Below are 25,561 nucleotides of genomic sequence, written 5' to 3' on the forward strand. Positions count from 1 at the left end.
GCTGCGGCGCGAGCTGGCCTCGACCCCGCACGAGGAGACGTCCTGGGGTGCTTGCCTGGTCGTCATGGCCGGCGGGACCTTCGTGCTGGTGTGTTTCCTGCTGGGCCTCGTGACTCTCGCGCAGTTCTTGTGGAAGCTGGTCTCATGAGAACGTTGTCGCAGTACGTCCGCCGCACCCCGGTCATGCGCGTGTCCGCCGACGGCAGGCCGCTCGTGTTCAAGCTGGAGCACCTGCAGCTCACCGGGTCGTTCAAGCTCCGCGGTGCGGTGAACACCCTGCTGGCGCTGAACGTCTCCGAGGTCGTCACCGCGTCGGGCGGCAACCACGGCATCGCCGTGGCGCAGGCCGCCCAGCTGCTCGGCGCGCACGCCACGGTCTTCGTCCCGGTGACCGCGCCCGAGACCAAGACGCGGCGCATCGAGGCGTTGGGCGCCAAGCTGATCCGCCACGGCAGGACCTACGCCGAGGCCGCCGCTGCCGCCCGTGAGCTCGACCTGCCCTACGTCGAGGCCTACGACAGCCGGACCGTGATCGAGGGGCAGGCCACGGTGACGCAGGAGATCGTCGAGGACGCCCCGGACGTGGACGCGATCTTCGTGGCGGTGGGCGGCGGCGGTCTCGTCGCCGGTGCCGCGCTGGCCTCCGGGGGACGGCACATCGTCGCCGTGGAACCCGAGAACTGCCGCGCCATGCACAACGCGCTGGAAGCCGGCGAACCCGTCGACTCGGTGGTGGACTCCGTCGCCGCGGACGCGCTGGGGGCGACCCGTGCGGGCTCGTTGTCGCTGGAGATCCTGCAGCAGCACAACGTTTCCTCGCTGCTGGTCTCCGACGCGGAGATCCTCGCGGCGCGCGACCGCCTGTGGGAGGAGTTCCGGCTCGCGGTCGAACCCGCCGCCGCGGCGGCGTTCGCGGCGTTCCTCAGGGGCGACGTGTCGAGTGAGCTGCCCTGCGTGCTCCTGTGCGGAGCGAACTCGGAGTGGCGTCCCAGCTAGCCCGGCGGAACCGGCGAGCGCCCAAGCGGCGCAACGGCGTCACGACCCACACGGGCAGGTCGTCGTGACGGGCCTGACCGCTCAGCTTCCGCCGGTCCGCGGGGCTGACGAAGCACCGGAACGCGCCGCGGGCGCGGGCGGCCAGGTCCGACTCCGGGAACAACGTGTCCATGAACGTCACACAGCGAACGCTAGATCCGCTTTCCCGGCCCTACAAGCGATTTAGCTGGTGGCGTCGATGGTCGCGCTCGCCAGCACGACGTCGCCCGCCGCGTCCTCGCGGTAGATCGCGACGGCCTGACCGGGTGCCACGCCCTTGAGCGGCTCCCGCAGCCGCACCCGCAGCACGCCGTCGACCAGCTCGGCCACCGCCGGAGCGGTGCCGCCGTGGGCCCGCACCTGCGCGACGCACTCGACCGGCCCGTCGAACGGAACGTGGGCCACGGGTGAGGAAGCGGAAATGCCGGTCACGGCGAGCTTCTCGGCCGAGCCGACCCGGACGTTGCCCGACACCGGCTCCAGCGCGAGCACGTACCGCGGCCGTCCGTCGGGGGCGGGACCGTCGATGCCGAGGCCCTTGCGCTGGCCCACGGTGAACTCGTGCACGCCCGCGTGCCGGCCGAGCACCGCGCCGGTCGCGTCGTCGATCAGCAGGCCCGGCTTGGTCTCCATGCGACCGGCCAGGAACTTCTGCGTGTCGCCGTCCGGGATGAAGCAGATGTCGTGGCTGTCCGGCTTCTTCGCGACCGACAGGCCGCGCGACGCCGCCTCGGCCCGGACGTCGTCCTTCGTCGTGTCCCCCAGCGGGAACATGGCGTGCGCGAGCTGGTCCGCCGTCAGCGACGCCAGCACGTAGGACTGGTCCTTGCCCAGGTCGGCCGAGCGGCGCAGCTCGGGACGGCCGTCGACCACCTCGAGGCGCGCGTAGTGGCCGGTGCAGACGGCGTCGAAGCCCAGGGCGATCGCCTTGTCCAGCAACGCCTCGAACTTGATGCGCTCGTTGCAGCGCAGGCACGGGTTCGGCGTGCGGCCCGCCGCGTACTCCGCGACGAAGTCCTCGACGACCTCTTCGGTGAAGCGCTCGGCGAAGTCCCAGACGTAGAACGGGATGCCCATGAGGTCGGCCGCGCGCCGGGCGTCGTGGGCGTCCTCGACGGTGCAGCAGCCGCGCGCCCCGGTGCGCAGGGTGCCGGGCTTCGCCGACAACGCCAGGTGCACGCCGGTCACGTCGTGCCCCGCTTCGACGGCACGTGCCGCCGCCACCGCGGAGTCGACACCACCGCTCATCGCCGCGAGGACCTTCACTGCTCGACCACCTTCCGGGAACGTCTCATGCCTGCCAGACCCGCCGTGCGGGCCCTCTCCACCACCGGACCGATCACCGACACGAGTTCCTCGACATCGGCGCGGGTCGACGTGTGCCCGAGCGAGAACCGCAGCGACCCCCTGGCCAGCGCCGGTTCGACGTCCATGGCGACGAGGACGTGGCTCGGCTGCGCGACACCGGCCGTGCACGCGGAGCCCGTCGAGCACTCGACACCGCGGGCGTCGAGCAGCATCAGCAGGCTGTCGCCCTCGCAGCCGGGGAACGTCAGGTGCGCGTTGCCGGGCAGCCGGTCGGCAGGGTCGCCGTTGAGGATCACGTCCGGCACCACCGCGCGCACCGACGCGATCAGCTCGTCGCGCAGCGCCGTCAGCTCGGCGGCGCGCTGTTCCTGCTCGTCGACGGCGATCCGCACCGCGCGCGCCAGGCCGACGATCGACGGCACGTCCAGCGTGCCGGACCGCACATCGCGCTCCTGGCCCCCACCGTGCAGCAACGGCGCGCACTTCACGTCACGTGCGAGGAGGAGCACACCGACGCCGTAGGGACCGCCGACCTTGTGGCCGGTCATGGTCAGCGCGGAGGCACCGGAGGCGGCGAAGTCGACGGGGACGGCGCCCACGGCCTGCACCGCGTCCGTGTGGAACGGCACACCGCGCTCGGCGCACACGGCGGCGATGTCGTGCACGGGGTTGATGGTGCCTACCTCGTTGTTCGCCCACATCGTGGTGACGAGCGCGACGTCGTCGTCCAGCGCCTCGGCCACGGACTCGGCGGACACGCGGCCGAAGCGGTCGGTCGGCAGCCAGGTCACCTCGGCGCCCCGGTGCTCCAGCCACTCGACGGCGTCCAGCACGGCGTGGTGCTCGACGGCGGAGGCCAGCACGCGGCGCCTGCCGCTCGCCCAGTAGATGCCCTTGACCGCGAGGTTGTCGCTCTCCGTGCCGCCGCCGGTGAACAGCACCTCGGACGGCCGGGCGCCCAGGGCGTCGGCGATCGTCTCGCGGGCCTCCTCGACCGCTCGCCGCGCCCGCCTGCCGGAGGTGTGCAGCGACGAGGCGTTGCCCGTGGTGGACAACGCCTCGGTCATGGCCGCGACCGCCTCGGGGTGCATGGGGGTCGTGGCCGCGTGGTCGAGATAAGCCATCAGGCCTCAAGGGTAGCCCGCATGCGGGGCCCGGTCAGAATCGCTCCCACCACGGCCAACGCCGCCATCGACAGGTTCAGCACCACCACGCCCGCGGTCGGCGCCGTCGCCACGACCAGCACACCGCCGATGCCGATCATGGTCGCCGAGAACAGCATGTCGCTGATCTGCAGCGCGGCCGAGTTGAAACCGCGGTCGGCCTCGGGCGACGCCGCCATCATCAGCACGCCGACGCTCGACGTCGCCATGCCCATGCCGGCCCCCGCGACGCCCCACAGGACCGGGGTGAGCCAGGCGGGACCCCACGAGGGTGCGATGAGCGTCACGGCCGCGATGCCGGTCGCGGAGAACAGGAACCCGACGCGCACGAGGGTGTGGCGCTCGATCTCGGGGTGCCGTGAGGCCCACATCGACGCACCGGCCCAGCCGAGCGCGCTCAGGGTGAGCGGGATGCCCGCCTCCAGGGGCGAGTAGCCGTGCACGACGGTCAGCGTGAGCGGGATGAAGCCCTCGACCGCGAAGAACGAGCCCGCCAGCAGGCCGCGGGCGAGGATCGTGACGGGCAGGCCGCGCCGGGCGAGGAGCGTGCCCTTCGGCAGCAGGACGCGCAGGGCCGGTGCCAGCAGCAGCACCGCCACCGCGAGCAGCCACCACGTGCGGTGCTGCAACGCCCAACTCAGGCCCACCACGCCGGCACCCACGGCCACGGCGGCGGCAGGCAGGTGCCTGCGCCGCGGCGGCGTGGCGTCGTGCGGGGGCAGCTTCTTGAGCACCGGGACGAGCAGGACGCTGCCGAGCAGGATCAGCGGCACGACCGCGAGGAACACCCAGCGCCAGCTCAGGTGCTCGGTGGCCCAGCCCGCGACCGCCGGCCCGACCAGCGACGGGATCACCCACGCCGAGGAGAGCGCGCCGAACACGGCCGGCCGGTCCTCCTCGGAGTAGGCGAGCGCGATCAGCACGTAGACCGCGACGATCAGGAAGCCGGCGCCGAAGCCCTGCAGGACCCGGCCGACGAGCAGCGTCGTCATGGTCTGCGCCGCACCGGCGACCACGAGGCCGGCGAGGAACAGCACCACGCCGATCAGCACCGCGGGCTTGGGCCCGCGCCGGTCCGACAACCGCCCGGAGAAGACCGTCGCGATGACGCTCGCCGCCAGGTTCGCGAGGAACGGCCACGCGTAGAGCGCCTCACCCCTCAGCTCGCGGACCATCGTGGGCATCGCCGTGCTGACGCCCATCACCTCGAAGGCGAGCAGGGTGACCAGCAGGAGGATGCCCGTCGTGGGCCAGCGGCGGTCAGGCGACCAGAGGCGAGACGGAGCGGGAGCGGTGACTGTCACCCCTTGATGGTGCTATCTCCAGTTCGGTCGAGGTCAAGCGATTTGATTGCTCTTCGGCAAGTTTCGCGAGCTCCCTGCGCGTCGCGGCCCTGCCGGGAGCGATCTCGTCGAGCACGTGCACCTCGACGACCAGGCCTTTCACCTTCAGCACGCGCCGGATCGAGTCGACGAGCGTGTCGCTGCCGATGAACGCCGGCTGCGTCGTCAGGTGGCCGCCGATCCGGTAGCGCAGCACGATCGGCCGCACCGGCACACCGGCGTCGAGCGCGGCCTGGAACAGCGCCGGCTTGTAGCGTCCGGACGCGAGCCCGCACCACGTCGTGCCCTCGGCGTGGATGCCGACGGCGCTGCCGCCGCGCAGGGCCGCCGCCAGCTCCTCGACGGTCCGGGGCAGCTCGCGGAGCCGTTCGCGGTCGAGGTAGACGGTGCCCGCCGCGGTGATGATCCGGCCGAGCACCGGCCAGCTCCGGATGTCCTTCTTGGCGACGAGCTTGATCGGCTGCACCGAGTCGATCGCGAGCTCGTCGAGCCACGACACGTGGTTGCTCGCGACGAGCACGCCGCGCTCGGGGATCTCCTGGAACCTCCGCGCGCCGTGCACCTCCAGCCGGACGCCGAACGCCCGGAGCACCGCGCGGAACCACAGCCTGATGGCGCTCTCGCGCTGCTTGCCCGGCAGCAGGAGGGCGAGGCCGATCGCGACACCGCACAGCAGCGCGGTGACCGCCGTGACCGCCCGCCAGACCTGGCGGATCCCGCCGACCTCCGCGGGTGGCGCACCGACGCACCCGTCACCGCACGGCGACGCGGGCATCCAGGCGTGGCTCATGACGTCTCCCCCAGGAAGAACTTGAGGTAGCGCTGGTCCACGTGGTCCATGCCGAGCAGGATGAACAGGTCGGCGACGCCGAAGTCCGCGTCGAGCGCGGGCCGTCCGCAGATCTTGGCGCCGAGCCGCAGGTAGCCCTTCAGCAGCGGCGGCAGCACCGTCTTCTCCGGCCGCGCGACGCTGTCGACGTCCCACGGGTTGTGCGGCGTGACGCGGTACCGCTCGGGCGCGAAGTGCTTGGCGCGCACCACGTCCCACACCCCGGCCGCGAAGCTGCCGCCGTCCTGCAGGGGGATCGACGCGCACCCGACGAGCCACTTGTGGCCGCTCAGCAACATGTACCGCGCGATGCCCGCCCACACGAGGCTGACGACGGCGCCGTTGCGGTGGTCGGGGTGCACGCACGAGCGCCCGGTCTCGACGGTGCTGTGCCGGATGTCGTCGAGGTTGGCGAGGTCGAACTCGCCGTCGCTGTAGAGCCGCCCGGCCTCCCTGGCCCGCTCGGGCGGCAGCATGCGGTAGCCGCCGACGATCTCGCCGGTCCGGTCGTCCCGCACCACGAGGTGGTCGCAGTGCCGGTCGAACTCGTCGACGTCGTGGCCGGGCACGCCGGTGTGCAGCGTCGCCCCCATCTCACCGGCGAACACCTCGTAGCGCAGTTTCTGCGCGGCGACGACCTCTTCGCTGTCACGGGCGACGAGGAGGGAGTAGCGAGGAGCGTCCCCGTCCTGTCGGACAGGGGTGCTGACAAGCAGTTCCGGCTGCGTCATGCGCACCAGGGTGGGGCCGGGTCGGCGAATGACAGCAGGTCAGAACGATGACCGGTCAGTGGCAGTCGGGTGAACCCCCGGAGATGCGAAAAGCCCCTCCTCGCGGAGGGGCTTCGCGGGTCGCGGGACTCAGCACCACTTGGGCTTGTTGTACTCCGCGATGCCCTTGAGCCGGTTGTACTCGAAGGACCGCGTCTCGCCGAACGGGATGTTCTTGCAGTCCGGGTCGAAGCCGCGCGAGACGTCGATGCTCGCCTTGCGCTTGGTGGCGTGGCAGTTGAGCAGCGTGACGATGCCGCTGCCGCCGAAGTTCGCGTCCTTCTCGCCCATGAAGTAGAGCTTCTGCTGACGTCCGGTGCACGGGCGGTCGGCACTGGCCGGCGCGGCGGCGAGCGTCATGAAACCGGCGGCCATCGTCAGGCCGAGCACCACGGACGCCACTCGCTTGATCTGTCGCATCAGGACCCTTTCATTCGGTCGATACGGACAGACTTCGCCAAAGCCCTGACATATCCCTGACTACACTTAGCATCCCGAAACGGACACCCGCTTCAGGCGAGGTCGCCGCCCAGCACCGGGCGGAAGCTCTCGCGCCCGAACGTGAAGACGCGCCGGTAGCCGTTGGCCAGCTCCGCGACGACGTCCGCGGCGAGGTCGAGCTCCAGCGAGAGGACGGGCCCGGCCAGTTCGAGCTCCGCGACCGCCTTCTCGGAGAACTCCAGCACCAGCACGCCGCCGGTGAGCTCCGCCCGGGTCACCCCGCCGTACGTGCAGCGGTGCTCGTCGTCGACGACGCAGTACGAGTCCATGTCGTAGTCGGCGTCGTCGAGGTCGTCCTCGCTCGCCGTGACCATCAGCTGCCTGCCGGCGCCGTCGGGCTGTTCGGCGACGCCGACCGTGAACATGGTCCGGTCTTCGTCCTCGAAACCCATGCCGTGGCCTCGCACGACGAAGCTGTTGTCGCTCAACGTTCTTCTCCCGAGGAATTCGCCACCGCCGGCCGCGACCAGCAGCGGTCTTCGGTCGTGAAGACGACCTTAAACGCCAACGGCCGCCCCACCGAGGCGGGGCGGCCGTTGTCAGCGCGGAGGTGCTCAGCCCTTGCGCTTGGCGACTTCTTCCTTCAGCTGCGGGGCGACGTTGAACAGGTCGCCCACCACGCCGAAGTCGGCGATCTCGAAGATCGGGGCCTCGGGGTCCTTGTTGACCGCGACGATCGTCTTCGAGGTCTGCATGCCGGCGCGGTGCTGGATGGCACCGGAGATGCCCAGCGCCACGTACAGCTGCGGCGAGACCGTCTTGCCGGTCTGGCCGACCTGGAACTGGTGCGGGTAGTAGCCCGAGTCGACCGCGGCGCGCGAGGCGCCGACGGCGGCACCGAGCGAGTCCGCGAGCTCCTCGACGACGGAGAACTTGTCGGCGGAACCGACGCCGCGGCCACCGGAGACGACGACCGAGGCCTCGGTCAGCTCCGGGCGGTCGCCACCGACGACGGCCTCGCGCGAGGTCACGCGGGCGGACTTGGCGGCGTCCACGGAGATGGAGACCGACTCGTCCAGCACGGCGTCCGCCGCGGACTCCTCGGCCTCGATGCCGCCGGGGCGGACGGTGATGACCGGGGTGCCCTTGCTGACCTTCGCCTTGACGACGAACGCGCCACCGAAGATGGACTGCACGCCGGTGCCGTCGGACTCGACGTCCACGACGTCGACCAGCCAGCCGGAGCCGATGCGCGCGGCGAGCCGGCCCGCGACCTCCTTGCCCTCGACCGTCGCGGAGACGAGCACCGCGGACGCGTTCGGGACGAGGGCGGCCAGCGCGTCGACCTTCGGGGTCACCAGGAAGTTGGCGGCGTCGTCGGACTCGACGGCGTAGACCTTCGCGGCGCCGAACCTGCCGAGCGACTCGCGGATCTTCGACGCGGTGCCGGAGGCGCCCACGACCACGGCGGCCGGGGTGCCCAGGCGACGCGCGGCCGTCAGCAGCTCGTAGCTGACCTTCTTGACCTCGCCGTCGACGTGGTCGACCAGAACGAGAACTTCAGACATGACTTCCCCTCCCTCAGATGAGCTTCTGGCCGACGAGGAACTCGGCGATCTTCTGACCGCCGTCGCCACCGTCCTCGATGCGCTGACCCGCGCTGCGCGGCGGCTTCGGGGACGCCTCGAGCACCTGGGTGTACGCACCGGACAGGCCGACCTCGGACGCGTCGACGCCGAGGTCCGCCACGGTCAGCGTGGAGACGGGCTTCTTCTTCGCGGCCATGATGCCCTTGAAGGACGGGTAGCGCGGCTCGTTGATCTTCTCGGTCACGGAGACCACGGCCGGCAGCGACGCCTCGACGAAGGCGACGCCCTCGTCGGTCTCGCGCTCGCCCTTGATCGTGGAGCCGTCGACGGTGACCTTGCGCAGCTGGGTGACCTGCGGCAGGCCGAGCAGCTCGGCGAGGATGGCCGGGACAGCGCCCGCGCGGCCGTCGGTGGCCTCGTTGCCCGCGATGACCAGGTCGACGTTCTCGACCGTGCCGATCGCCTTCGCGAGGACCTTGGCCGTGGCCAGCGAGTCCGACCCGTGCAGCGCTTCGTCGCTCACGTGGATCGCCTTGTCGGCACCCATCGACAGCGCCTTGCGGATCGCGTCGGTGGCGCGGTCGGGACCCATCGCGATCACGGTGACCTCACCGCCGTGGGCTTCCTGCAGCAGCAGGGCCTCTTCGACGGCGCGCTCGTTGATCTCGTCGAGCACGGCATCCGCGGACTCGCGGTCAAGGGTGTGGTCGGCGTCGGTGAGCTTGCGCTCGGACCAGGTGTCAGGCACCTGCTTGACCAGGACAACAATGTTCATAGGTCCTCTTCGACCTCCTGCGGACGGGCGGCGACGCTTGCGCAGAGGACTCTAGAACTGCGCCGCCGGGTGTTCACGACCCTGCCATCACCCGGATGTTACCCGCCAGTAGCACGCGTGCAAACAGCAGCAAGCACCCCGCTAGCGTGACAGTTGTCACCCGTTGACGCCACCAACTGAGACTTAACCCATTCGGGGTCTAGGCTGCGCTGACATGTACCGGCGAGTAGCTATCGTGACCGACTCCACGGCCTGCCTCCCGGCGCAGCTGACCAAGAAGCTCGGCATCGAAGTGGCGCAGATCCAGGTGCGGATCGGCGACCACACCGACGACGAGTCCCGCATCCCGGTCCCGGACCTGGTCTCGGCCATGCGTTCGAACGTGCCCGTGACGACGATCCCACCCGATCCGGACGCGTTCTTCTGGACGTACAACGAGCTGGCGGCGCAGGGCGTTCGCTCGATCGTGTCCGTGCACGTGTCGAGCCGCCAGTCCGCCACCGTCGAGGCCGCCAGGGAAGCCGCCGCCAAGGTTCGCGTGCCCGTGCACGTCATCGACACCCACACCTGCGGGATGAGCATCGGCTACGCCGTCCAGGCCGCCGCGAAGGTCGCCGAGGCGGGCGGCAGCGTCGAGAAGGTGCTCGCGACGGCCCAGCGCCGCTTCGACAGGTCGACCGAGCTGATCTACGTGGACACGCTCGAGTACCTGCGCCGCGGCGGCCGCATCGGCGCCGCGGCCGCCCTGGTCGGCGGGGTGCTGTCGATGAAGCCGCTGCTGACCATGGCCGACGGCCAGATCACGCCGCTGGACAAGGTGATCGGCGCCGACCGCGCGCTCAACCGGATGCTCGACATCGCGGTCAAGCGCGCGGGCACCGACACCGTGGACGTGGCCGTCGAGCACTTCGACGCGGAGGAGAAGGCCTCGCGCCTGCTGCGCAACCTCCGCCGCAACGTTCCGAACGTCCGCCAGTTCATGGTGACGCAGGTCAGCTCGGCCATCGGCGCCCACGTCGGACCAGGTGCGCTCGGCATCACCGTTTCGCCGGTCTGACCGCCGGGAACTCCGGGAACGGTTTCGTCCGTTGAAATGGACGTAACGGACACCTGGAGGACCGATGGCCGGCTTCATGGACAAGATCACCAGGTTCCTGCGCAGCCCGCAGGGCCACAAGCTCCAAGCCAAGGCACGGCAGATGGCGCAGGACCCGCGCAAGCGCGCGCAGGCCGAGCAGCTGCTGCGCAAGTTCCGCGGCGGCAAGAGGCACTAGCGGAAGAGGGCGTTGAGCTCGGCGTAGCCCAAGCCCTCACCGGTGCTGTCGTACGTACCCTTCGCCAGCAACTCCTCGGCCGCCTTCTTGGCTGTCGCGTAGGCGGCTGACGCCAGCGCCGTACCGACGCTGATCCTGGCGGCGCCCGCGGTCCCGAGCTCTCGGACCGCGGGCGCGCCCGGACCGGCCAGCACGTTCAACGGCGCGTTGATGTTCCGCGCCAACACTTCCACGGTCTCGAGATCGGTGACGCCCGGCACGAAGATGCCGCTGGCTCCCGCCTCCAGGTAGACCCGCGCGCGGTCGAGCGTGTGCTGCAACCGCTCCTGCGGCTCACCGATCCCCCGCAGGAACACGTCCACGCGGGCGTTGATGTAGAGCGTCGGCGCACCTTCCCGTGCCGCCTGCAAACGTTCCTTCTGCTCCTGCACGTCCCTCAGCGCCGCACCCCGCCCGTCCTCGATGTTGACGCCGGACGCGCCCGCCTCCTCGACGGCCTTCGCCGTCTCCGCGACCCCGGCGGCGTCCTCGCCGAAGCCGGACTCGATGTCCGCGGTCACCGGAACCTCGACCGCCTCGGCGATCCTCGCGACAAGACCGATGGCGAGATCGCGGTCGAGCGCGTCCCCGTCCGGCGCGCCGAGGCTCCACGCCACCCCGGCACTGGTGGTGGCGACGGCCTGGGCGCCGACCGCCTCGACGATGAGGGCGGAGGCGACGTCCCAGGCGTTGGGGAGGACGAGCGGGCCCTGCGCGTGCAGGGCGTGGAAGAGGGCGGTGCGGTCAGTGGCGGAAGTCATGATCGATTGATATCAGCGCGCGGGGGCGGTGTCCTGCCGGTTTCGGACATGGACCGATGAGTTTCCGACACGGCTGCGGGGTGTGGGTGTGGCTGTGGCTGCCGGGGCGGGGTTCCGGGCTCGGGGTTTCAGGGTGGGGAGTTCCGGGGTGGGGAGTTCCGGGGTGGGGAGTTCCGGGCTCGGGGTTCTGGGTGGCAGTGGCGGCGTGGGGGCGCTGTGGTGGCGCTGACCGCGACCGGCCCCCACGCGCGGCAGCCCTGAGCGCAGCCGAATCCGCACACAGCCGGTCTCACGCCACTGGTCCCCGAGCGCCTGGCACCGCCCCGTCCGGCACGGTCGCGTCGTCGAGAACCCAAGTCGAAGAACACGAACCCCGCGGTCAGTTGGTGTCCGCCTTGCGGCGCACCTCTTCGAACGTCCTCAGGTAGCGCTGCCGGGAGTCCTCCCGCTCCACCCACGTCGCGCGCTCGACGGGCTGCGGTGCGGCGGGCGGCGGCAACACGGGAGTGTCGGTGCCGGCCGCTACCGTTGATTCGGGGGCTTCAGGTTCCCCCAAAGGGGGCTCGAAGTCCCCATCCTGATCGTATCGAGCGGCACCGACAGTTTCGGGCGTCTCGCTCGGCTCGGCGTCCTCGGTCACGGGACCGGGAGCGTGTTCGGGACCGGTGGTCGGCTCGGCCACGACGGCCGGTTCCGGTACCGCCGCAGCGATCGGAGCCTTGGCGGTCACCGGCTCCCCCGCGTCCCCGAACTCCACGAGCAGCTCGAGTTCCTCGGGCTCCGCAGCCACCGCGGGCTCCGCGGGCTCCGCAGCAACCTTCGCCCCCGGCTCCACCGCCCGCAGGTCCAGCCGCGGCACCGACCTCAGCACCGGCCCCGACACCGGCTCCGAGAGCGAAGCCAGCGCCGGTTCCAGCTGCGGCAGCCCCATCACCGGGTTGCGGTGGATGGGCCGCGTGTCGTAGTCGTCGGTGACCGGTTCGACGGCGGGCTTGGGAACCCACGTGCGCTCGGCCGGCTGTTCCGGTCGATCGAGTTCGGCCAGTGCGGTTTCCTCACGGCGCCGCACCAGCGTGTACATCAGGGCCGCCCCCAACGTGAAGGACAGCACGCACAGCCCGAAGACGATCCCGACTGCCCCTGCCATGCGAAGGCTCCTAGCTCACGAGGACGTCGATCTGAGGTCCGAAGTCCGCGGGCGGGCCCCACACCGGGTCCACGACGACCCGCGTGGTGATCGTGCTCGACACGCCCCGCTCGGCCAGGTACTGCCGCAGCAGGCCGGCCCTCTCCAGCGCGAGCGCGTCGCACCTGTGCGATGCGGTCTCGCCGTTCCACGCGTGCGCCACCAGCGTCACGGAGCCCGACACGTTGCGCAGCACGCTCGCCGGGCTTCGGCGCACGTCCTCGCCGCGGCCCACGAGGGACGCGGTGCCCGGCGCGAAGGTGACGCCCTTGACCGGGTGGGTGGCGAACAGGTCGCGCACCGCCTGCTGGGCCACCGCCGGCGGCAGGACCGGAGGGGCGGCGGGTTCCACCCGGACGGGGGCGGCGAAGCCGGAGACCGGCACCGGGCCCGGCACCACCGGGGCTTCGGGCGACGACGACAGGGCCGTCCGGAGCTCCTCGCCGTAGACGGAGAAGCCGAACGCCGTCACCGTCTCGGGCACCATCAGCGCGCCCGCGACGAGCGGCATCCAGTGCTTCACGAGGCGGCCACCTGCTCCGGGATGTGCACGGGCGTGATCCGGTCCGCGGCCGCGGAGAGGGCGGCGCGGACCGCGGACAGCTGCGAGTGGACGGCGCGGCGCAGCTCGTGCAGCTCGTCGGTGCGCTCGGCGACTTCCGCGAGGCGGCGCTGGGCTTCGCGGCACGCCATCTTCACCACGAACTCCGAGCGGGCGCGCGCCAGCGCCTCCTGCTCCTGCAGGTGGCGCGCGGCCTCGTTGCGGCGGCGGGTGATGGTCAGCTCGAGGAACTGCTCCGCCTTCTGGCGCTTGCGCTCGGAGTCGGCCTCCAGCGAGTTGCACTGCAACGCCGTCTCGCGCAGCAGCCTGTCCGCGTCGGCACGGGCCTGGGCGACTGCCTCGGCGCACTCGCGCTCCACCTCGTCGGCGCGCTGGCGGTGCTGGGCCTCGAGGTCGGCGCAGCGGCGCTCCGCCTCGAGCTCACGGCGTTCCATCGCGGCGGCACGGGTGGCGCAGTCCTGGCGCGACGCGGAGAGCTCGGCCTCGGCCTCGGCGCGCATGGCCGCGGCCTCCTGCTCGGCGGCGGCGCGCAGCGCGGCCACCTCCACGTCGGTGCGCGCGCGGAGGTCGGCGCACTCGCGTTCGGTCCGCAGGTGCATCTCCGCGGTCTCGTCCTCGGCGAGGCGGAGCATGCGGTGCATCCGTTCGGTCGCGCTCGCGTGCGTGCCCGAGGTCGACTCGAGGCGCTCGATCCTGGCGCGCGCCTCTTCGAGGTCCTGGCGCGTCATCTCCAGCAGCTTGCGCAGATCGGCCGCCTGTGCCAGCGCCTCGGCCCGGTCGAGGCTCGTGAAGCGCAGCTGCTCCTCGAGACCCTCGATGTGCTCGATGACCTGACGTCGGTGAAAACCTCGGTAGACAACGTCGAAACCGGCGTGCAGCGGAACTAGTTCCTGCTCTTTTGCACCCATGGTCACCTACTCGTTCAACCGGGCTGAAGATTGAGCGAGCTTACCCACGGCTCATGGCCCCAACCAGCGTCGAAAGTGGACGGAACGACTCCGCGAAAATCGCCCTATAGCACCACTTTCCAGCACAAACGCCGTAAATGTAGATCAACACCGGACAAGCCGCAGTCACCCGATTGTGTCTGGCGAGGCGCCTTTCCGGAGCGGCCGGTCCGTGCGTTCGGCGTACACGGAATGCAACCGCGAAGGTCGAGATCACACGAATTGCCAACCATCGGTCGTGGCCACTTCGATCACCCTTGGTTAACCTTCTCGTTCGTGTCCTCACGAGTAGCCGTCGTCACCGACTCGACCGCGTCGCTGCCCGCCCGACTGGCGGACCGGTTCAACATCATCACGGTCCCCATGCAGCTGAAGATCGGGTCGGAGCTGATCGACGAGGCATACGTGCCGACCGAGCGGCTGCTGCAGGCGATGGAGGCGCAGATCCCCATCTCGACGCAGCCACCGGCGCCCGACGCGTTCTTCTGGGCCTACCAGGACGCGTGGGCGAAGGGCGCGGAGACGATCGTCTCGGTGCACGTGACGCCGAAGCTCTCCCCCGCGACGGACGCGGCGAAGGTGGCCGCGGCGAAGTCGCGCGTCCCGGTGTTCATCGTCGACTCGCACTCCTCGGGCATGACGCTCGGGTTCGCGGCGCTCGCGGCGGCGCGGGTCGTGCAGGCCGGCGGCAACGTCCAGAACGCGCGCAGCGTCGCCGAGCAGCGCGGCCGCGACGCGAGCGTGCTCATCTACGTCGACACCCTGCAGTACCTGCGCCAGGCGGGCCGGGTGAGCGCGGCGGCGAAGGTCTTGGGCGACGCGCTGTCGGTCAAGCCGCTGCTCACGGTCGTCAACGGCGAGGTGGAGCCGTTCGACAAGGTCGTCGGCCGCGACCGGGCACTGGGCAAGCTCGTCGACAAGGCGGTGGCGCAGGCCTACGGGCGCAACGTCGACCTCGCCGTCGAGCACTTCGCGGCCGAGAAGGACGGCCACGAGCTGCTCCAGATGCTGCGCAAGCGGATCCCGCACGCGCGCGACATCGTCCTGACCCAGGTCAGCGCGGCCATCGGCGCGAACGTGGGGCCGGGCGCGCTGGCCGTCACGATCTCACCGTTCTGAGCCCAGCTCCGCCACTTCCTCCGCCAGCAGCAGTCCGGCGTCGATCCCCATCGGCGTGAAGTGCCCGGCGAGCTCCAGCGAGAGCACGCCCTGCACCCGCGTCCAGAACGACAGCGCGCGGTGCACGGCCGGGGTCGGCGCGGGCAGGGCGGCCGCCCACTGGCGGTTCATGCCCAGGACCAGGTCGAACGGCGTCCGCGGCGCCTCGTCCGCCGGTCCCCCGCACACCTGGAGCAGCACCGCCAGGATCTCGTCCGAGATCGCGGTGATGTCCCCGGGCGCGTGGTAGCCGGGCACCGGCGTGCCGTAGATGAGCAGGTACCGGTGCGGATCGCTCAGCGCCCACCGCCTGATGACGCCCGCGAGCCCCACGACGGTGGTCCCGGCCTCGTGGGCGGCGCGGACGGCGTCGGCGAGGCCGCGGTAGGCGTCCCGGATGAGCGCGGTGATCAGCTCGTCGCGGCCGGCGTAGTAGCGGTAGAGGGCCGGCCCGCTCATGCCCATCTCCTTGGCGATGGCGTTGATCGACAACGCCGTCACGCCGGTCGAGGCGATCTGCTGCCACGCGTGCCGCTTGATCTCCTCGCGCACCTGGGCCCGGTAGCGCTCACGCGGGTTCCGCACCGTCTCCGTCATGGTTAGACCCTCTCACGTTCGTTATTGACATCCGCAGCGGTGACACCCTAACTTCATGGCATCACCATAGTTAGAGCCTATAACTCCAGCAAGTGCTTTTAATTAACGAAGGAGCCCGTCATGTCCGGGACCACCACTCGCACCGCTGCCCACCCGTCGACGTCCGCGCTGGTCGCGGCATGGGCGGTCCCGGTCATGGTGATCGGCGGGTTCGGGTTGCTCTCCGGCATCCCGATCGCCGTCGTGCTCGTCGCGAGCCTGCGCGACCACCGATCGAAGGCGCTGCGCTGGTGGGCCGGCGCTCTCGCGCTCGCCTACGCCACCCCGTTGACGACGTGGCTCGCCGGACCGAGCGAGGCGCCCAGCCTGTCCAAGTACATGGACACCCCGACGACCGCGGTGCTCGCCGGGACCGGCGCCGCCGTCGCCCTCGCGCACCAGGTAGTTCGCAGGCGCTCTACTCACAAGTAACCTGACGTGTGTGACCCTCCCCCTGACCGGCGAACGCACAGTGCCCGGTATCGCGGAAGAGAACTACTGGTTCCGGCGCCACGAGGCCGCATACCTGCACCTCATCGGCCACTGCACGGATGCCGTCGTGCTGGAGGCGGGCTGCGGCGAGGGCTACGGCGCCCAGCTGATCCGCACGGTCGCGCGCAGGGTCGTCGCGCTCGACTACGACGAGCTGACGTCGCGGCACGTGTCGCGCGCGTACCCGCAGCTCGACGTGCTGCGCGGGAACCTCGCGACCCTGCCGTTGCGCGACGGCAGCGTGGACGTCGTCGCGAACCTGCAGGTCATCGAGCACCTCTGGGACCAGGAGGGCTTCCTCGCCGAGTGCCGGCGGGTGCTGCGCCCCGGCGGGAAGCTCATCGTCACCACGCCGAACAGGCTGACGTTCTCGCCCGGCCAGGACACCCCGCTGAACCCGTTCCACACCAGGGAACTGGCACCGTCCGAACTGGACGAGATGCTGCGCGGTGCTGGTTTCCGCGTTGACGAACTGACGGGGCTGCGTCACGGCAGGAGGCTTGACATGCTCCTGGACGGACAGATCATCGACGCACAGGTCGAAGTCGCCCTGTCCGGTGCGCCGTGGCCCGCCGAGCTGAAGGAGGCGGTGGAGTCGGTGACGGTGCGGGACTTCGACATCACGCCCGACGACATGGACGCCTCCCTCGACCTCGTCGCCGTGGCGGTGCGCACGTGACCTCCACGAAGTCCGAGGGAACGTTCTGCCTGGTCCTGCACAGCCACCTGCCCTGGCTCGCCCACCACGGCGCGTGGCCGGTCGGCGAGGAGTGGCTCTACCAGGCGTGGGCGCACTCGTACCTGCCCGTCGTGGACATGCTGCGCCGGTTCGCCGACGAGGGCCGCACCGACGTCCTCACGCTCGGCGTCACACCGGTCCTGGCCGCGCAGCTCGACGACCCGTACTGCCTGCGGGGCATGCACGACTGGCTCGGCAACTGGCACCTGCGCTCGCACTTCGCCGGGGAGCGGCTGCCCGAGCTGTCCGCGTACGAGCACCGCGCGTCGTCGTGGGCGCTGGAGAAGTTCGAAGGCCAGTGGCGGCACGGGTTCTCGCCGCTGCTGCGCTCCCTTGTGGACTCCTCGGCCATCGAGCTGCTCGGCGGTCCGGCGACGCACCCGTTCCAGCCGTTGCTGGACCCGAAGGTGCGGGCTTTCGCGCTGCGGACCGGCCTGGACGACACGGCGCTGCGCGTCGGCCGCGCGCCGGAGGGGATCTGGGCGCCGGAGTGCGGTTACTCGCCCGGCATGGAGGCGGGGTACGCGGCGGCCGGCGTGCGGCGGTTCCTGGTCGACGGGCCCGCGCTGCACGGCGACACCTCGTCCGCGCACCCCGTCGGATCGTCGGACGTGCTGGCGTTCGGGCGCGACCTGGAGGTCTCGTACCGCGTCTGGTCGCCGAAGGTCGGCTACCCGGGCGATGCCGCGTACCGGGATTTTCACACCTACGACCACCCGACGGGCCTCAAGCCGTCGCGCGTGACGGGCAAGAACGTGGCGCCGGAGGACAAGCGGCCGTACGACCCGCTGCTGGCGCGCGAGGCTCTCGACCGGCACGTGGCCGACTTCGTCGAGACCGTCGTCAAGCGGCTGCGGGCCATCGACGGCGGTCTGGTCGTCGCGGCCTACGACACCGAGCTGTACGGGCACTGGTGGCACGAGGGTCCTCTGTGGCTGGAGGCCGTGCTGCGCGCGTTGCCCGAGGCGGGTGTCCGGGTCACGACGTTGCGCGGCGCCGCCGAGGCGGGTCACGTGGGCGCGCCGGTCGAGCTGCCAGCGTCGTCGTGGGGCAGCGGCAAGGACTGGCGCGTGTGGGACGGTGCGCAGGTGTCCGACATCGTGTCGCTGAACGCGTCGGTGCAGCAGGAGCTGCTGGGGCTGGACTTCTCCTCCGACGTGAGGGATCCGGTGCTGGACCAGGCGGTGCGCGAGGCGCTGCTGGCGTTGTCGAGCGACTGGGCCTTCATGGTCACCAAGGACTCGGCCGCCGACTACGCCCGGTACCGCGCGAAGATTCACAGCGACCGCTTCAGCGAGCTCGCGGCGCTGGCGCGCGGCGGTCGTGGACGTGCGAGGGCGGCGGAACTCCGCGCGGCGGACGGCCCGTTCGGGCATCTGGACGCGCGAGGAATGAGGTAACGGGATGCGCGTGCTGATGTTGTCGTGGGAGTACCCGCCGGTGGTCGTCGGCGGACTGGGCAGGCACGTCCACGCGCTCGCGACACAGCTGGCCGCGCAGGGGCACGACGTCGTCGTGCTCTGCCGGCAACCTTCCGGCACCGACGCCGTCACGCACCCGACCACCGACGTCGTGAGCGAGGGCGTGCGACTGGTCCGCGTCGCCGAGGACCCGGCGCACTTCGTGTTCGAGAAGGACCTCCTGGCGTGGACCCTCGCGATGGGCCACGCGATGACGCGCGCCGGCCTGGCGCTGGGCTCGTGGCGCCCGGACGTCGTGCACGCGCACGACTGGCTCGTCGCGCACCCGGCCGTGGCGCTGGCCGAGGCGTTCGGCGTGCCGCTGGTGGCGACGATCCACGCGACCGAGGCGGGCCGGCACTCCGGCTGGCTGTCGCACCCGCTGAACCAGCAGGTGCACTCGGTGGAGTGGTGGCTCGCGAACCGCGCCGACTCGCTGATCACCTGCTCGTCGGCGATGCGCGGCGAGGTCGCGCAGCTGTTCGAAGTGGACACCGCCGACGTCTCCGTGCTGCACAACGGCATCGAGCCCGGCGGCTGGAAGGTGCGCGCGAAGGACGTCGGCGCCGCCCGCCGCGCCTACTCGCCGCACGGCGACCCGCTGCTGCTGTTCTTCGGCCGCATCGAGTGGGAGAAGGGCGTGCAGGACCTGATCGCCGCACTGCCCCGAATCCGCCGCTTCCACCGCGGCACGCGCGTCGTCGTCGCCGGTGGCGGCTCGCAGACCGAGTGGCTGCGGGACCAGGCGCGCAAGCACCGCGTGCTGCGGGCCGTCGAGTTCGTCGGCCACCTCTCCGACAGGTCGCTGGCGGCGTTGCTCACCGCGGCCGACGCCGTCGTGCTGCCCTCGCGCTACGAACCCTTCGGCATCGTCGCCCTGGAAGCCGCCGCGGCCGGGACTCCCCTGGTCGCCTCGACCGCCGGCGGCCTCGGCGAGGTCGTCGTGGACGGCGTCACCGGTCTGTCGTTCGCACCCGGTGACGTGGACGGACTCGCGCGCGGCGTGCGTGCCGTGCTGTCCGATCCCACCTCGGCGGCGGCGCGCGCCCGTGCCGCGAAAGCACGTCTGGCCACCGACTTCAACTGGGCCACCATCGCTTCCGGCACGGCGGCGGTCTACTCGAAGGCCTCGGTGCGCGAGCCGCGCGTCCTCGGGCGTCCCAAGATCGCGACGGGAAATCTGTTCACCTAGGTCCGCTACAGTCGCCGGTCCCGTGAACAGAAGGTGACCGAGGACTGGATGACCTACCAACGCTTCGTGGCGCTCGGGGACAGCTGCACCGAGGGCCTGGACGACCTGCTGCCCGACGGCCGCTACCGCGGCTGGGCCGACCGCGTCGCGTCCGCGCTCGACGCACCCGGCTTCCGCTACGCCAACCTCGCCGTGCGCGGCCGCCGGCTCGACCAGATGCTGGTGGAGCAGGTCCCGTCCGCGTCGGCGCTGGCCCCCGACCTGGTGGTGCTCTTCGGCGGCGGCAACGACGTGATGTCCGGGGCTTCGGCCGCGCAGCTGGAGCAGCGGGTCGACGCGATGGTGCGCGCCATGACGTCGTTCGCGCCGACCGTCGCCGTCTTCACGTTGAGCGACATCTCGCACCGCATGCCGTTCGGGTGGCGCATGCGGCCCCGCATCGAGGCCCTGAACGCGGCCGTTCGTGACGCTTCTTCGCGCTACGGCGCGGTTCTGGTCGACGTCGCCGCCGACGAGTGCGTGCACGACTCGCGGTACTTCGGGCCGGACCGGCTGCACCTGTCGTCGCTGGGGCACCGGCGGCTGGCCGGGCACCTGCTGTCGGCGCTGGAGATCCCGTTCGACCCGTCGTGGCTGACGCCGCTGGAGGGCGCGGCGGCGCCGGCCTCGGTCCTGGACCACTGGCGGTGGTTGCGGGACCAGGTGCTGCCGGTGGCGTACACGCGGACCCGGAACCGGCTGATCGGCCGGCAGCCCGGGGACGGGTTCAGCCCGAAGCGCCCGCAGCTCGCGCCACTGGCGTGGCCGCGGCTGGCCGACTCACGCTGACGCGTCGGACGACTGCTCCCGCTGGGCCAGGGCCTCCTTGGCCTTGCGGGCCATGTCCGCGATGTCCGCCCGCCGCTGCGCGTCCGCCTCGTAGTCGGCCCGCCGGTCCCGGACGACCCTGGCCGGCATCCCGACCGCGATCTTGAAGTCGGGCACGTCCCCGCGCACCACCGCGTGGGCGCCCAGAACGCACCCGCGGCCGACGCGGGTGCCGCGCAGCACGGTGACCTTGGCGCCGAGCCAGCAGTCCGGCCCGATGCGGACCGGGGACTTCACGATGCCCTGGTCCTTGATCGGCAGCGTGACGTCCTCGACCTTGTGGTCGAAGTCGCAGATGTAGACCCAGTCCGCGACCAGCGACGACGCGCCGATCTCGATGTCGAGGTAGCAGTTGACCGTGTTGTCCTTGCCGAACACGACCTTGTCGCCGATGCGCAGCGACCCCTCGTGGCAGCGGATCGCGTTGCCGTCGCCGATGTGCACCCAGCGGCCGATCTCGAGGCGGCCGAAGCCGGGCCGGGCCATGACCTCGACGCGCTTGCCGAAGAAGACCATGCCGCGCAACACCACGTGCGGGTTGAGCAGACGGAACTTCAGCAGGCGCCAGTACCGGACGAGGTACCAGGGGGTGTAGGCGCGGTGGCGCAGCACCCAGCGCAGGGAGTCCACCGTGAGGAACCGCGCCTGCATCGGGTCACGGCGCGACCTGCGCCAGCGGGTCCAGACCGGTGCGCCCCACATCGAAGTCATGCGGGCACTTTAGCTTTCGACCAGGGCCGCGATCGAAGCACCTCTGCCCTGACCTGCTGGTTTCCTCCTCGTTGCATCCGGTCAGATCCGGTCGGTTCTGGACCTCTGACGGCCTGGAGACGGCCTGGAACTCGACTGCCACGGCCCCTCGTGCCCGCTTCTTGATGCGGACTGAGGGGCCGTTCTTGCATGGGCCGATCGGCTCGACGAAGGTTGGGATGAGGCTGACGACCGAGCGGAACGAGGGCATCAATCGCACCGGCTCGGCGGTCGTCCTGGCGGCTGGCAGGGTTGGCACGGTTTGAGAGTCCCGGTGGCTTGTCCACCTCACGGCCTGCGCCTCAAGCTCATAGGTGCCCCAGAGGGAGAGCTGTCCGGCGGGGGCCTGGTGGCGGCGAGTCCTCATGATCGGCGCTCCTGCGGTCGAGGTCCGGGGCTTGAGTCGGCGGTGGCTGTTCGCCCCCGCTCCCTCGGCCCTGGCCGCAGTTAGCGCCGTGTCGTTGGTGTCAAGGGTGGGCCTTGGCCCATCGCGTAGCGACGCCGCAGGCGCCCTTGATACCGGCGGCACGGTGTTAAACGATCTGGCCACCGTGGAGGAGCCAGCGTCTGTGAGCTGCGCGTTTGCAAGCCATTCCGCGGTGAGGTCGATCGGCTTTCCTGGAACTCGCGGCCGGCGCGTCTGGCCGCTGCTGGTGGCGCGCGGACTCGGCCACCTGCGCGCGCTCCCGCGCGGGGCCGACGGGCGGAGCGAAGCGGGAGCCCGGCGTGTCCCGATGCGGGGAGCGTGCGCAACGGTGGGCGGTGTCAGCGCGAGACGACCGCCCGCGCGCCGCCAGCGGCGCGCCTTGATCCCATAAAGCTGAATTCAGCAGTACTCTTCGACCGCACCACGGCAGCACAGGCATCTGCGCTGACAAGCGGTTTGTAAGCCCCTCGTCATGAGGGGCAGAGACTAGCTTCAGCAGGATGTCCACGCTGATCGCTCCTGGCTCGGCGTGTATAAGGAGGTGTCACAACTGAAATGGGATGAGATATACAAGGTCTGGGATCAGATCACGACCGTCTCCTCAATACCGCTTGCGCTGCTCGGGTTCGGCGTCACGATTTGGCAGTTGATCAAGACTAAGTCTGCGGCTGAAGCTGCCCGTAGCTCAGCTGAATCTGCTGTGCATCAAATGCGGCGCGGTAACATAATTGGACTTCTGCGTGAGCTGCATCGAGTTGAAGACGAAATTGACAAAGCGGTTTATCACAACTCGGTCGATCTGCTATTTGTATGGCTATCGGTATGGCGCTGGCAGGCCAGTGAATTGCGTGGATATTTGAGCGAAAGCGTCGGAGATGAACGCAAGGTGATGAAGGCAATTCAGGCGTCCATGACCGTAGTGGTCAATGTGAAGAGTAGCTTGGTGGGTCGAGAGAATAGTGATCTGAGTGCGCTTACAGCACAGCTTCGTCAGGTTGTTGCGACTGTAACGAGAGAACTGGGTAGTCTTTCTGTGGTGCAGGAACTCGATGTCAAGGGGAACAAAGTTGAGCGATGAAGAGATCGATGAGCGACTTATTGCGATTCTGCGAAGCTTGCTTAGGCGGACTCGCCACAGGAAGATCGATTGGACTCCCGGAGAAGCGGCCGGCAGTGAAGCATTCTACTATCACCTTCCCACTTCCTCGCTGGAAATCCGCTCCAAGAAGGGTGACGGGAATCCTCCCTATATTCTCTCTGTTCGAGATTCTTTTGGCTCCAAGCTTGATGAATTGGCTACTGACCCCTGGGGTGAGCACTCATATAACGAAGAGCTTGCCGAACTCTTTCGGCTCGCCAGGCGTCAGTCGTTGATGGTGGATGAGACTCTTGATCAACTGCTTGCCGATCTCAGGAAGGAAGAAAGCGAGGAAGGGTAGTGCGCTAGAGTGATGAACTGATTTGAGGAACACAAAGCGATTAACTTATTCGCTGCGCGCGGTCAGGTGAGTTGCAACAAATTAAACCACCGACTGGACTAGTGTCAGAAGTTGATTGGCGATGCCCGGTGCGGCGGCAACGGTGTGAGTAGATGTGCGGCTGTGTTGGACTCCCGAGCTATCCGTCACGATGGCTCCGGCTTCACGCGCAATAAGGACGCCTGCCGCAAGGTCCAGCGTCTTATTGGACATCACTACTGCGCCGTCGATGCGGCCTTCCGCCAACCATGCTAGATCATGTGCGGCGGATCCGAACATGCGGACGCGTTCAACCTGAGCCGCGAGTGCAGAAGTGAGTGCGATCCGTTGCTGGTTTTTCTCTGCTGCGTCCTCACCTAGTGCATAGTCGCCGATGGCCACAATGGACTTCGACAGGTCGGCAGTCTTACTCGCTTCGAGTCTCACGCCGTTGACGAATGCGCCACCTCCAAGAGTGGCTGTATATTGCAACTCCAAGTACGGCAAGGAGATCACGCCAACGACCGTGCGGTCACCCTGCATCAGTGCCAGAGAGACGCCAGACAACGGGATACCGTGTACGAAGTTGGCCGTGCCGTCGATCGGGTCGAGTCCCCATACATATGTGCTGTCAGGTGCTGCTTCACTGCGGCCCTCCTCCTCTCCGATAAAGCTGATCTTTGGCGTGACCTTTGCGAGGTATGCGCGGATCTCGTGCTCGATCCTTACGTCCACGTCGGTGAACGTGTCACGGTCAGTTTTCTCCGTAACGGTGCTCGGGCGGGTGGATTTGATCAGCTCATGACCGATGCGGACAGCCTTCCCAGCCACGTCCGCCAGATGGTCAAGCTGGTACATCAAGCAACCTCCCGCGCGCGGTCCCACATGGACTCGAAGACTTGGGCGAACGTCGTGAAGAGACCAGGCATGGTTTCGTCCTTCTCGATCACAAGCGTGGGCGACTCGACGCCTCGTGCGTCCGGCAGGTACGGCTGCACCACACACTTAGCTTGGTCCACGATCATGATGTTGTAGCGAATCGGCTCGTCATAGACCCGGATACCGAGCGACCCCTTGGCGTTCGGTGACGCCTTTGAGCCCACCCTGCGCAGCGCCTCGATGTTCAACCGCGTGAGCGTGCTGAGGTGCCCCTCGGGCAACCCCTCCTCCTGCTCTCGGGCCGTGCTGTAGGTGCCGTTCGGGTCGAGGAACAATGCCCGGATGATCGTGCCGCCGTCGATCGCATCCAGCAGGCTCTTGTCCGAGTACTGCTGGCACAGCATGTTGAGCGACAAGCCGGCCATGTCGATCTGCTTCGCGCCGTCGAATAAGGTCCGCGGAGTGACGTTGTGCAGGAACTCGGTCCGCGTCGCGTACACAGCGGTGACGTCCGCAAGCCGGGCCTGCTGGGGCAACTGCACCGGACGGGGGGCGGGAGCGTTGCTGGTCGCGCGCTGCGGCGGAGTCACGAGGCTTTCACCGTCACCCTCGTGAGGCGCAAGGAGCTGCTGCGCGGTCCAGCCCGGAAACATCTTCTCCAGCACGCGGCAGTGGTCCGCATACGGCAGGCCCAACAGGTCGCCGGACATCCACCGGTAGAACTGCGCCTTGCTCGGCCACTGGCCCACGAGATCGCCGTCGAGCTGCTTCGCGACGCGGTCGTATTCCTTGCGGAATGTCATGTACCCCTGCATGTGGCGCTGCCGTAGCAGCACTCTCAACAGCGTCGATTCGGTCGGCATGACCTCTCCCCCGTGGTGCGAGTTCGACTCAACGTAGCACTCTCATGAGACCAAGACGAGACTGATCGAGTACTCGGCGCGTCAGACGAGACAGGGACGGAACGCGGACGGGACGAATCGGTGCCGAATCTAGGTAGGCAAGTTCGAGAAGTGGCACCGAGCCGCGAATGAGCGGCCCTGCAGAAGGAGAACCACGTGGGTATCCCCGCTGGCCATCGGTTCCCGATCACGTTCGACGAGTTGTTCCCGCAGGGGTTCTTCGTGTTGAGCGTGGAGCGGGCAACGGAGTACTCGGAGGGCAAGCAGCCGCGTCCGGCCGTGGACAAGCTGACGGGCCTTCCGGTGTGGACGGTCCAGGGCACGGACCCGTCCGCGAAGGGCAAGAACACGGGACAGGTCGTCAAGATCGCGTCGGAGTACCAGCCGGTCCCGCCGGAAGTGCTGCCCGGCACGCCGTTCCGTCCGGCGGTGTTCCGTGGCCTCAAGGTCACGCCGTACGTGCGGGACGGCTGGGTGAGCTACACGGTGTGGGCTGACGAGATGTTGGCTCCTCAGTCGGCGAACCGTGGCGCGAAGCCGCAGGGCAACGCCGCGCCTGACGCCTCCAAGGCAGCGTAAG

At 69.5% G+C, this 25,561-nt stretch carries 29 protein-coding genes; 12 read left to right on the forward strand and 17 right to left on the reverse strand.

What is annotated here, in order from left to right; all coding sequences use genetic code 11:
- Positions 1 to 144 precede the first annotated feature (144 nt).
- Positions 145 to 996 (forward strand): serine/threonine dehydratase, encoded by an 852-nt coding sequence (locus L6E10_RS02310; RefSeq protein WP_236216294.1) that lies wholly within the window; start codon positions 145 to 147, stop codon positions 994 to 996.
- Between the two features lie 222 nt (positions 997 to 1,218).
- Here L6E10_RS02310 and mnmA read toward each other — a convergent pair whose 3' ends face one another.
- The 9 genes from mnmA to L6E10_RS02355 all read right to left on the reverse strand — a co-directional run bounded on the left by mnmA (position 1,219) and on the right by L6E10_RS02355 (position 9,253).
- Positions 1,219 to 2,301, reverse strand: a complete 1,083-nt coding sequence (gene mnmA / locus L6E10_RS02315) for a tRNA 2-thiouridine(34) synthase MnmA (RefSeq protein ID WP_236216296.1) — start codon at positions 2,299 to 2,301, stop codon at positions 1,219 to 1,221.
- Positions 2,298 to 3,467: a cysteine desulfurase family protein gene (locus tag L6E10_RS02320; RefSeq protein WP_236216298.1), complete on the reverse strand. Its 1,170-nt coding sequence runs from the start codon at positions 3,465 to 3,467 to the stop codon at positions 2,298 to 2,300. The genes mnmA and L6E10_RS02320 overlap by 4 nt, the downstream gene beginning before the upstream one ends.
- Positions 3,467 to 4,810, reverse strand: a complete 1,344-nt coding sequence (locus L6E10_RS02325; protein ID WP_236216300.1) for an MFS transporter — start codon at positions 4,808 to 4,810, stop codon at positions 3,467 to 3,469. The genes L6E10_RS02320 and L6E10_RS02325 overlap by 1 nt, the downstream gene beginning before the upstream one ends.
- Entirely contained in the window at positions 4,767 to 5,639 is an 873-nt protein-coding gene (locus L6E10_RS02330) for a 1-acyl-sn-glycerol-3-phosphate acyltransferase (RefSeq protein ID WP_236216302.1), read from the reverse strand. Before L6E10_RS02330 ends, L6E10_RS02325 begins: the two co-directional genes overlap by 44 nt.
- On the reverse strand, positions 5,636 to 6,409 hold the full coding sequence (locus L6E10_RS02335) for a GNAT family N-acetyltransferase (protein ID WP_236216304.1): 774 nt from the start codon (positions 6,407 to 6,409) through the stop codon (positions 5,636 to 5,638). Before L6E10_RS02335 ends, L6E10_RS02330 begins: the two co-directional genes overlap by 4 nt.
- 129 nt (positions 6,410 to 6,538) lie before the next feature.
- Positions 6,539 to 6,868 (reverse strand): hypothetical protein, encoded by a 330-nt coding sequence (locus tag L6E10_RS02340; RefSeq protein ID WP_236216306.1) that lies wholly within the window; start codon positions 6,866 to 6,868, stop codon positions 6,539 to 6,541.
- Positions 6,869 to 6,960: 92 nt separating this feature from the next.
- Positions 6,961 to 7,377 carry an Imm10 family immunity protein gene (locus tag L6E10_RS02345; RefSeq protein ID WP_236216308.1) on the reverse strand — a complete coding sequence of 139 codons (417 nt, stop codon included), beginning with the start codon at positions 7,375 to 7,377 and terminating at the stop codon, positions 6,961 to 6,963.
- Between the two features lie 126 nt (positions 7,378 to 7,503).
- Positions 7,504 to 8,457 carry an electron transfer flavoprotein subunit alpha/FixB family protein gene (locus tag L6E10_RS02350; RefSeq protein ID WP_236216310.1) on the reverse strand — a complete coding sequence of 318 codons (954 nt, stop codon included), beginning with the start codon at positions 8,455 to 8,457 and terminating at the stop codon, positions 7,504 to 7,506.
- 13 nt (positions 8,458 to 8,470) lie between these two features.
- Positions 8,471 to 9,253, reverse strand: a complete 783-nt coding sequence (locus tag L6E10_RS02355) for an electron transfer flavoprotein subunit beta/FixA family protein (protein ID WP_236216312.1) — start codon at positions 9,251 to 9,253, stop codon at positions 8,471 to 8,473.
- Between the two features lie 214 nt (positions 9,254 to 9,467).
- Between L6E10_RS02355 and L6E10_RS02360 the strand changes: the two genes are divergently transcribed.
- Together L6E10_RS02360 and L6E10_RS02365 are read left to right on the forward strand one after the other, a co-directional pair.
- A complete protein-coding gene (locus tag L6E10_RS02360; RefSeq protein WP_236216314.1) occupies positions 9,468 to 10,310 on the forward strand; it encodes a DegV family protein in 843 nt (280 codons plus the stop codon).
- A gap of 64 nt (positions 10,311 to 10,374) precedes the next feature.
- Positions 10,375 to 10,527: a hypothetical protein gene (locus L6E10_RS02365; RefSeq protein WP_236216316.1), complete on the forward strand. Its 153-nt coding sequence runs from the start codon at positions 10,375 to 10,377 to the stop codon at positions 10,525 to 10,527.
- On the opposite strand, the gene L6E10_RS02370 is transcribed toward L6E10_RS02365, so the two are convergent.
- From L6E10_RS02370 to L6E10_RS02385, 4 genes are all read right to left on the reverse strand, one after another.
- A complete protein-coding gene (locus L6E10_RS02370) occupies positions 10,524 to 11,327 on the reverse strand; it encodes an isocitrate lyase/phosphoenolpyruvate mutase family protein (protein ID WP_236216318.1) in 804 nt (267 codons plus the stop codon). The genes L6E10_RS02365 and L6E10_RS02370 overlap by 4 nt on opposite strands.
- Positions 11,328 to 11,706: 379 nt before the next feature.
- Positions 11,707 to 12,474: a hypothetical protein gene (locus L6E10_RS02375; protein ID WP_236216320.1), complete on the reverse strand. Its 768-nt coding sequence runs from the start codon at positions 12,472 to 12,474 to the stop codon at positions 11,707 to 11,709.
- Positions 12,475 to 12,484: 10 nt separating this feature from the next.
- A complete protein-coding gene (locus L6E10_RS02380; RefSeq protein WP_236216322.1) occupies positions 12,485 to 13,036 on the reverse strand; it encodes a hypothetical protein in 552 nt (183 codons plus the stop codon).
- Positions 13,033 to 13,983 (reverse strand): hypothetical protein, encoded by a 951-nt coding sequence (locus L6E10_RS02385; protein WP_236216324.1) that lies wholly within the window; start codon positions 13,981 to 13,983, stop codon positions 13,033 to 13,035. The genes L6E10_RS02380 and L6E10_RS02385 overlap by 4 nt, the downstream gene beginning before the upstream one ends.
- A 315-nt stretch (positions 13,984 to 14,298) precedes the next feature.
- Here L6E10_RS02385 and L6E10_RS02390 point away from each other — a divergent pair, with 315 nt between their 5' ends.
- Positions 14,299 to 15,141 (forward strand): DegV family protein, encoded by an 843-nt coding sequence (locus tag L6E10_RS02390; protein WP_236216325.1) that lies wholly within the window; start codon positions 14,299 to 14,301, stop codon positions 15,139 to 15,141.
- On the opposite strand, the gene L6E10_RS02395 is transcribed toward L6E10_RS02390, so the two are convergent.
- Complete coding sequence (locus L6E10_RS02395) at positions 15,130 to 15,777, reverse strand: TetR/AcrR family transcriptional regulator (protein WP_236216327.1); 648 nt, start codon at positions 15,775 to 15,777, stop codon at positions 15,130 to 15,132. The genes L6E10_RS02390 and L6E10_RS02395 overlap by 12 nt on opposite strands.
- Positions 15,778 to 15,897: 120 nt before the next feature.
- Between L6E10_RS02395 and L6E10_RS02400 the strand changes: the two genes are divergently transcribed.
- From L6E10_RS02400 to L6E10_RS02420, 5 genes are read left to right on the forward strand one after another with little or no spacing between them, the layout of a single operon-like run.
- Entirely contained in the window at positions 15,898 to 16,248 is a 351-nt protein-coding gene (locus L6E10_RS02400) for a hypothetical protein (protein ID WP_236216329.1), read from the forward strand.
- A 1-nt stretch (position 16,249) separates the two neighbouring features.
- Complete coding sequence (locus L6E10_RS02405) at positions 16,250 to 16,987, forward strand: class I SAM-dependent methyltransferase (protein ID WP_236216714.1); 738 nt, start codon at positions 16,250 to 16,252, stop codon at positions 16,985 to 16,987.
- Complete coding sequence (locus tag L6E10_RS02410) at positions 16,984 to 18,447, forward strand: glycoside hydrolase family 57 protein (RefSeq protein ID WP_236216331.1); 1,464 nt, start codon at positions 16,984 to 16,986, stop codon at positions 18,445 to 18,447. Before L6E10_RS02405 ends, L6E10_RS02410 begins: the two co-directional genes overlap by 4 nt.
- A 4-nt stretch (positions 18,448 to 18,451) precedes the next feature.
- Positions 18,452 to 19,699 (forward strand): glycosyltransferase family 4 protein, encoded by a 1,248-nt coding sequence (locus L6E10_RS02415; protein WP_236216332.1) that lies wholly within the window; start codon positions 18,452 to 18,454, stop codon positions 19,697 to 19,699.
- A gap of 48 nt (positions 19,700 to 19,747) precedes the next feature.
- Positions 19,748 to 20,527 carry an SGNH/GDSL hydrolase family protein gene (locus L6E10_RS02420; RefSeq protein ID WP_236216334.1) on the forward strand — a complete coding sequence of 260 codons (780 nt, stop codon included), beginning with the start codon at positions 19,748 to 19,750 and terminating at the stop codon, positions 20,525 to 20,527.
- On the opposite strand, the gene L6E10_RS02425 is transcribed toward L6E10_RS02420, so the two are convergent.
- Entirely contained in the window at positions 20,519 to 21,277 is a 759-nt protein-coding gene (locus L6E10_RS02425) for a DapH/DapD/GlmU-related protein (RefSeq protein WP_236216336.1), read from the reverse strand. The genes L6E10_RS02420 and L6E10_RS02425 overlap by 9 nt on opposite strands.
- A 1,007-nt stretch (positions 21,278 to 22,284) precedes the next feature.
- Between L6E10_RS02425 and L6E10_RS02430 the strand changes: the two genes are divergently transcribed.
- Both L6E10_RS02430 and L6E10_RS02435 read left to right on the forward strand, forming a co-directional pair.
- On the forward strand, positions 22,285 to 22,821 hold the full coding sequence (locus tag L6E10_RS02430; protein ID WP_236216338.1) for a hypothetical protein: 537 nt from the start codon (positions 22,285 to 22,287) through the stop codon (positions 22,819 to 22,821).
- On the forward strand, positions 22,811 to 23,182 hold the full coding sequence (locus tag L6E10_RS02435) for a hypothetical protein (protein ID WP_236216340.1): 372 nt from the start codon (positions 22,811 to 22,813) through the stop codon (positions 23,180 to 23,182). The genes L6E10_RS02430 and L6E10_RS02435 overlap by 11 nt, the downstream gene beginning before the upstream one ends.
- 81 nt (positions 23,183 to 23,263) lie before the next feature.
- Here L6E10_RS02435 and L6E10_RS02440 read toward each other — a convergent pair whose 3' ends face one another.
- Together L6E10_RS02440 and L6E10_RS02445 are read right to left on the reverse strand one after the other, a co-directional pair.
- On the reverse strand, positions 23,264 to 24,058 hold the full coding sequence (locus L6E10_RS02440) for an inositol monophosphatase family protein (RefSeq protein WP_236216341.1): 795 nt from the start codon (positions 24,056 to 24,058) through the stop codon (positions 23,264 to 23,266).
- Complete coding sequence (locus L6E10_RS02445; RefSeq protein WP_236216343.1) at positions 24,058 to 24,942, reverse strand: DUF5919 domain-containing protein; 885 nt, start codon at positions 24,940 to 24,942, stop codon at positions 24,058 to 24,060. Before L6E10_RS02445 ends, L6E10_RS02440 begins: the two co-directional genes overlap by 1 nt.
- A gap of 195 nt (positions 24,943 to 25,137) precedes the next feature.
- Between L6E10_RS02445 and L6E10_RS02450 the strand changes: the two genes are divergently transcribed.
- On the forward strand, positions 25,138 to 25,560 hold the full coding sequence (locus L6E10_RS02450) for a hypothetical protein (RefSeq protein ID WP_236216345.1): 423 nt from the start codon (positions 25,138 to 25,140) through the stop codon (positions 25,558 to 25,560).
- Position 25,561 lies beyond the last annotated feature (1 nt).

The sequence above is a fragment of the Lentzea sp. CC55 genome (genome assembly GCF_021056325.1).
GTDB lineage: Bacteria > Actinomycetota > Actinomycetes > Mycobacteriales > Pseudonocardiaceae > Lentzea > Lentzea jiangxiensis.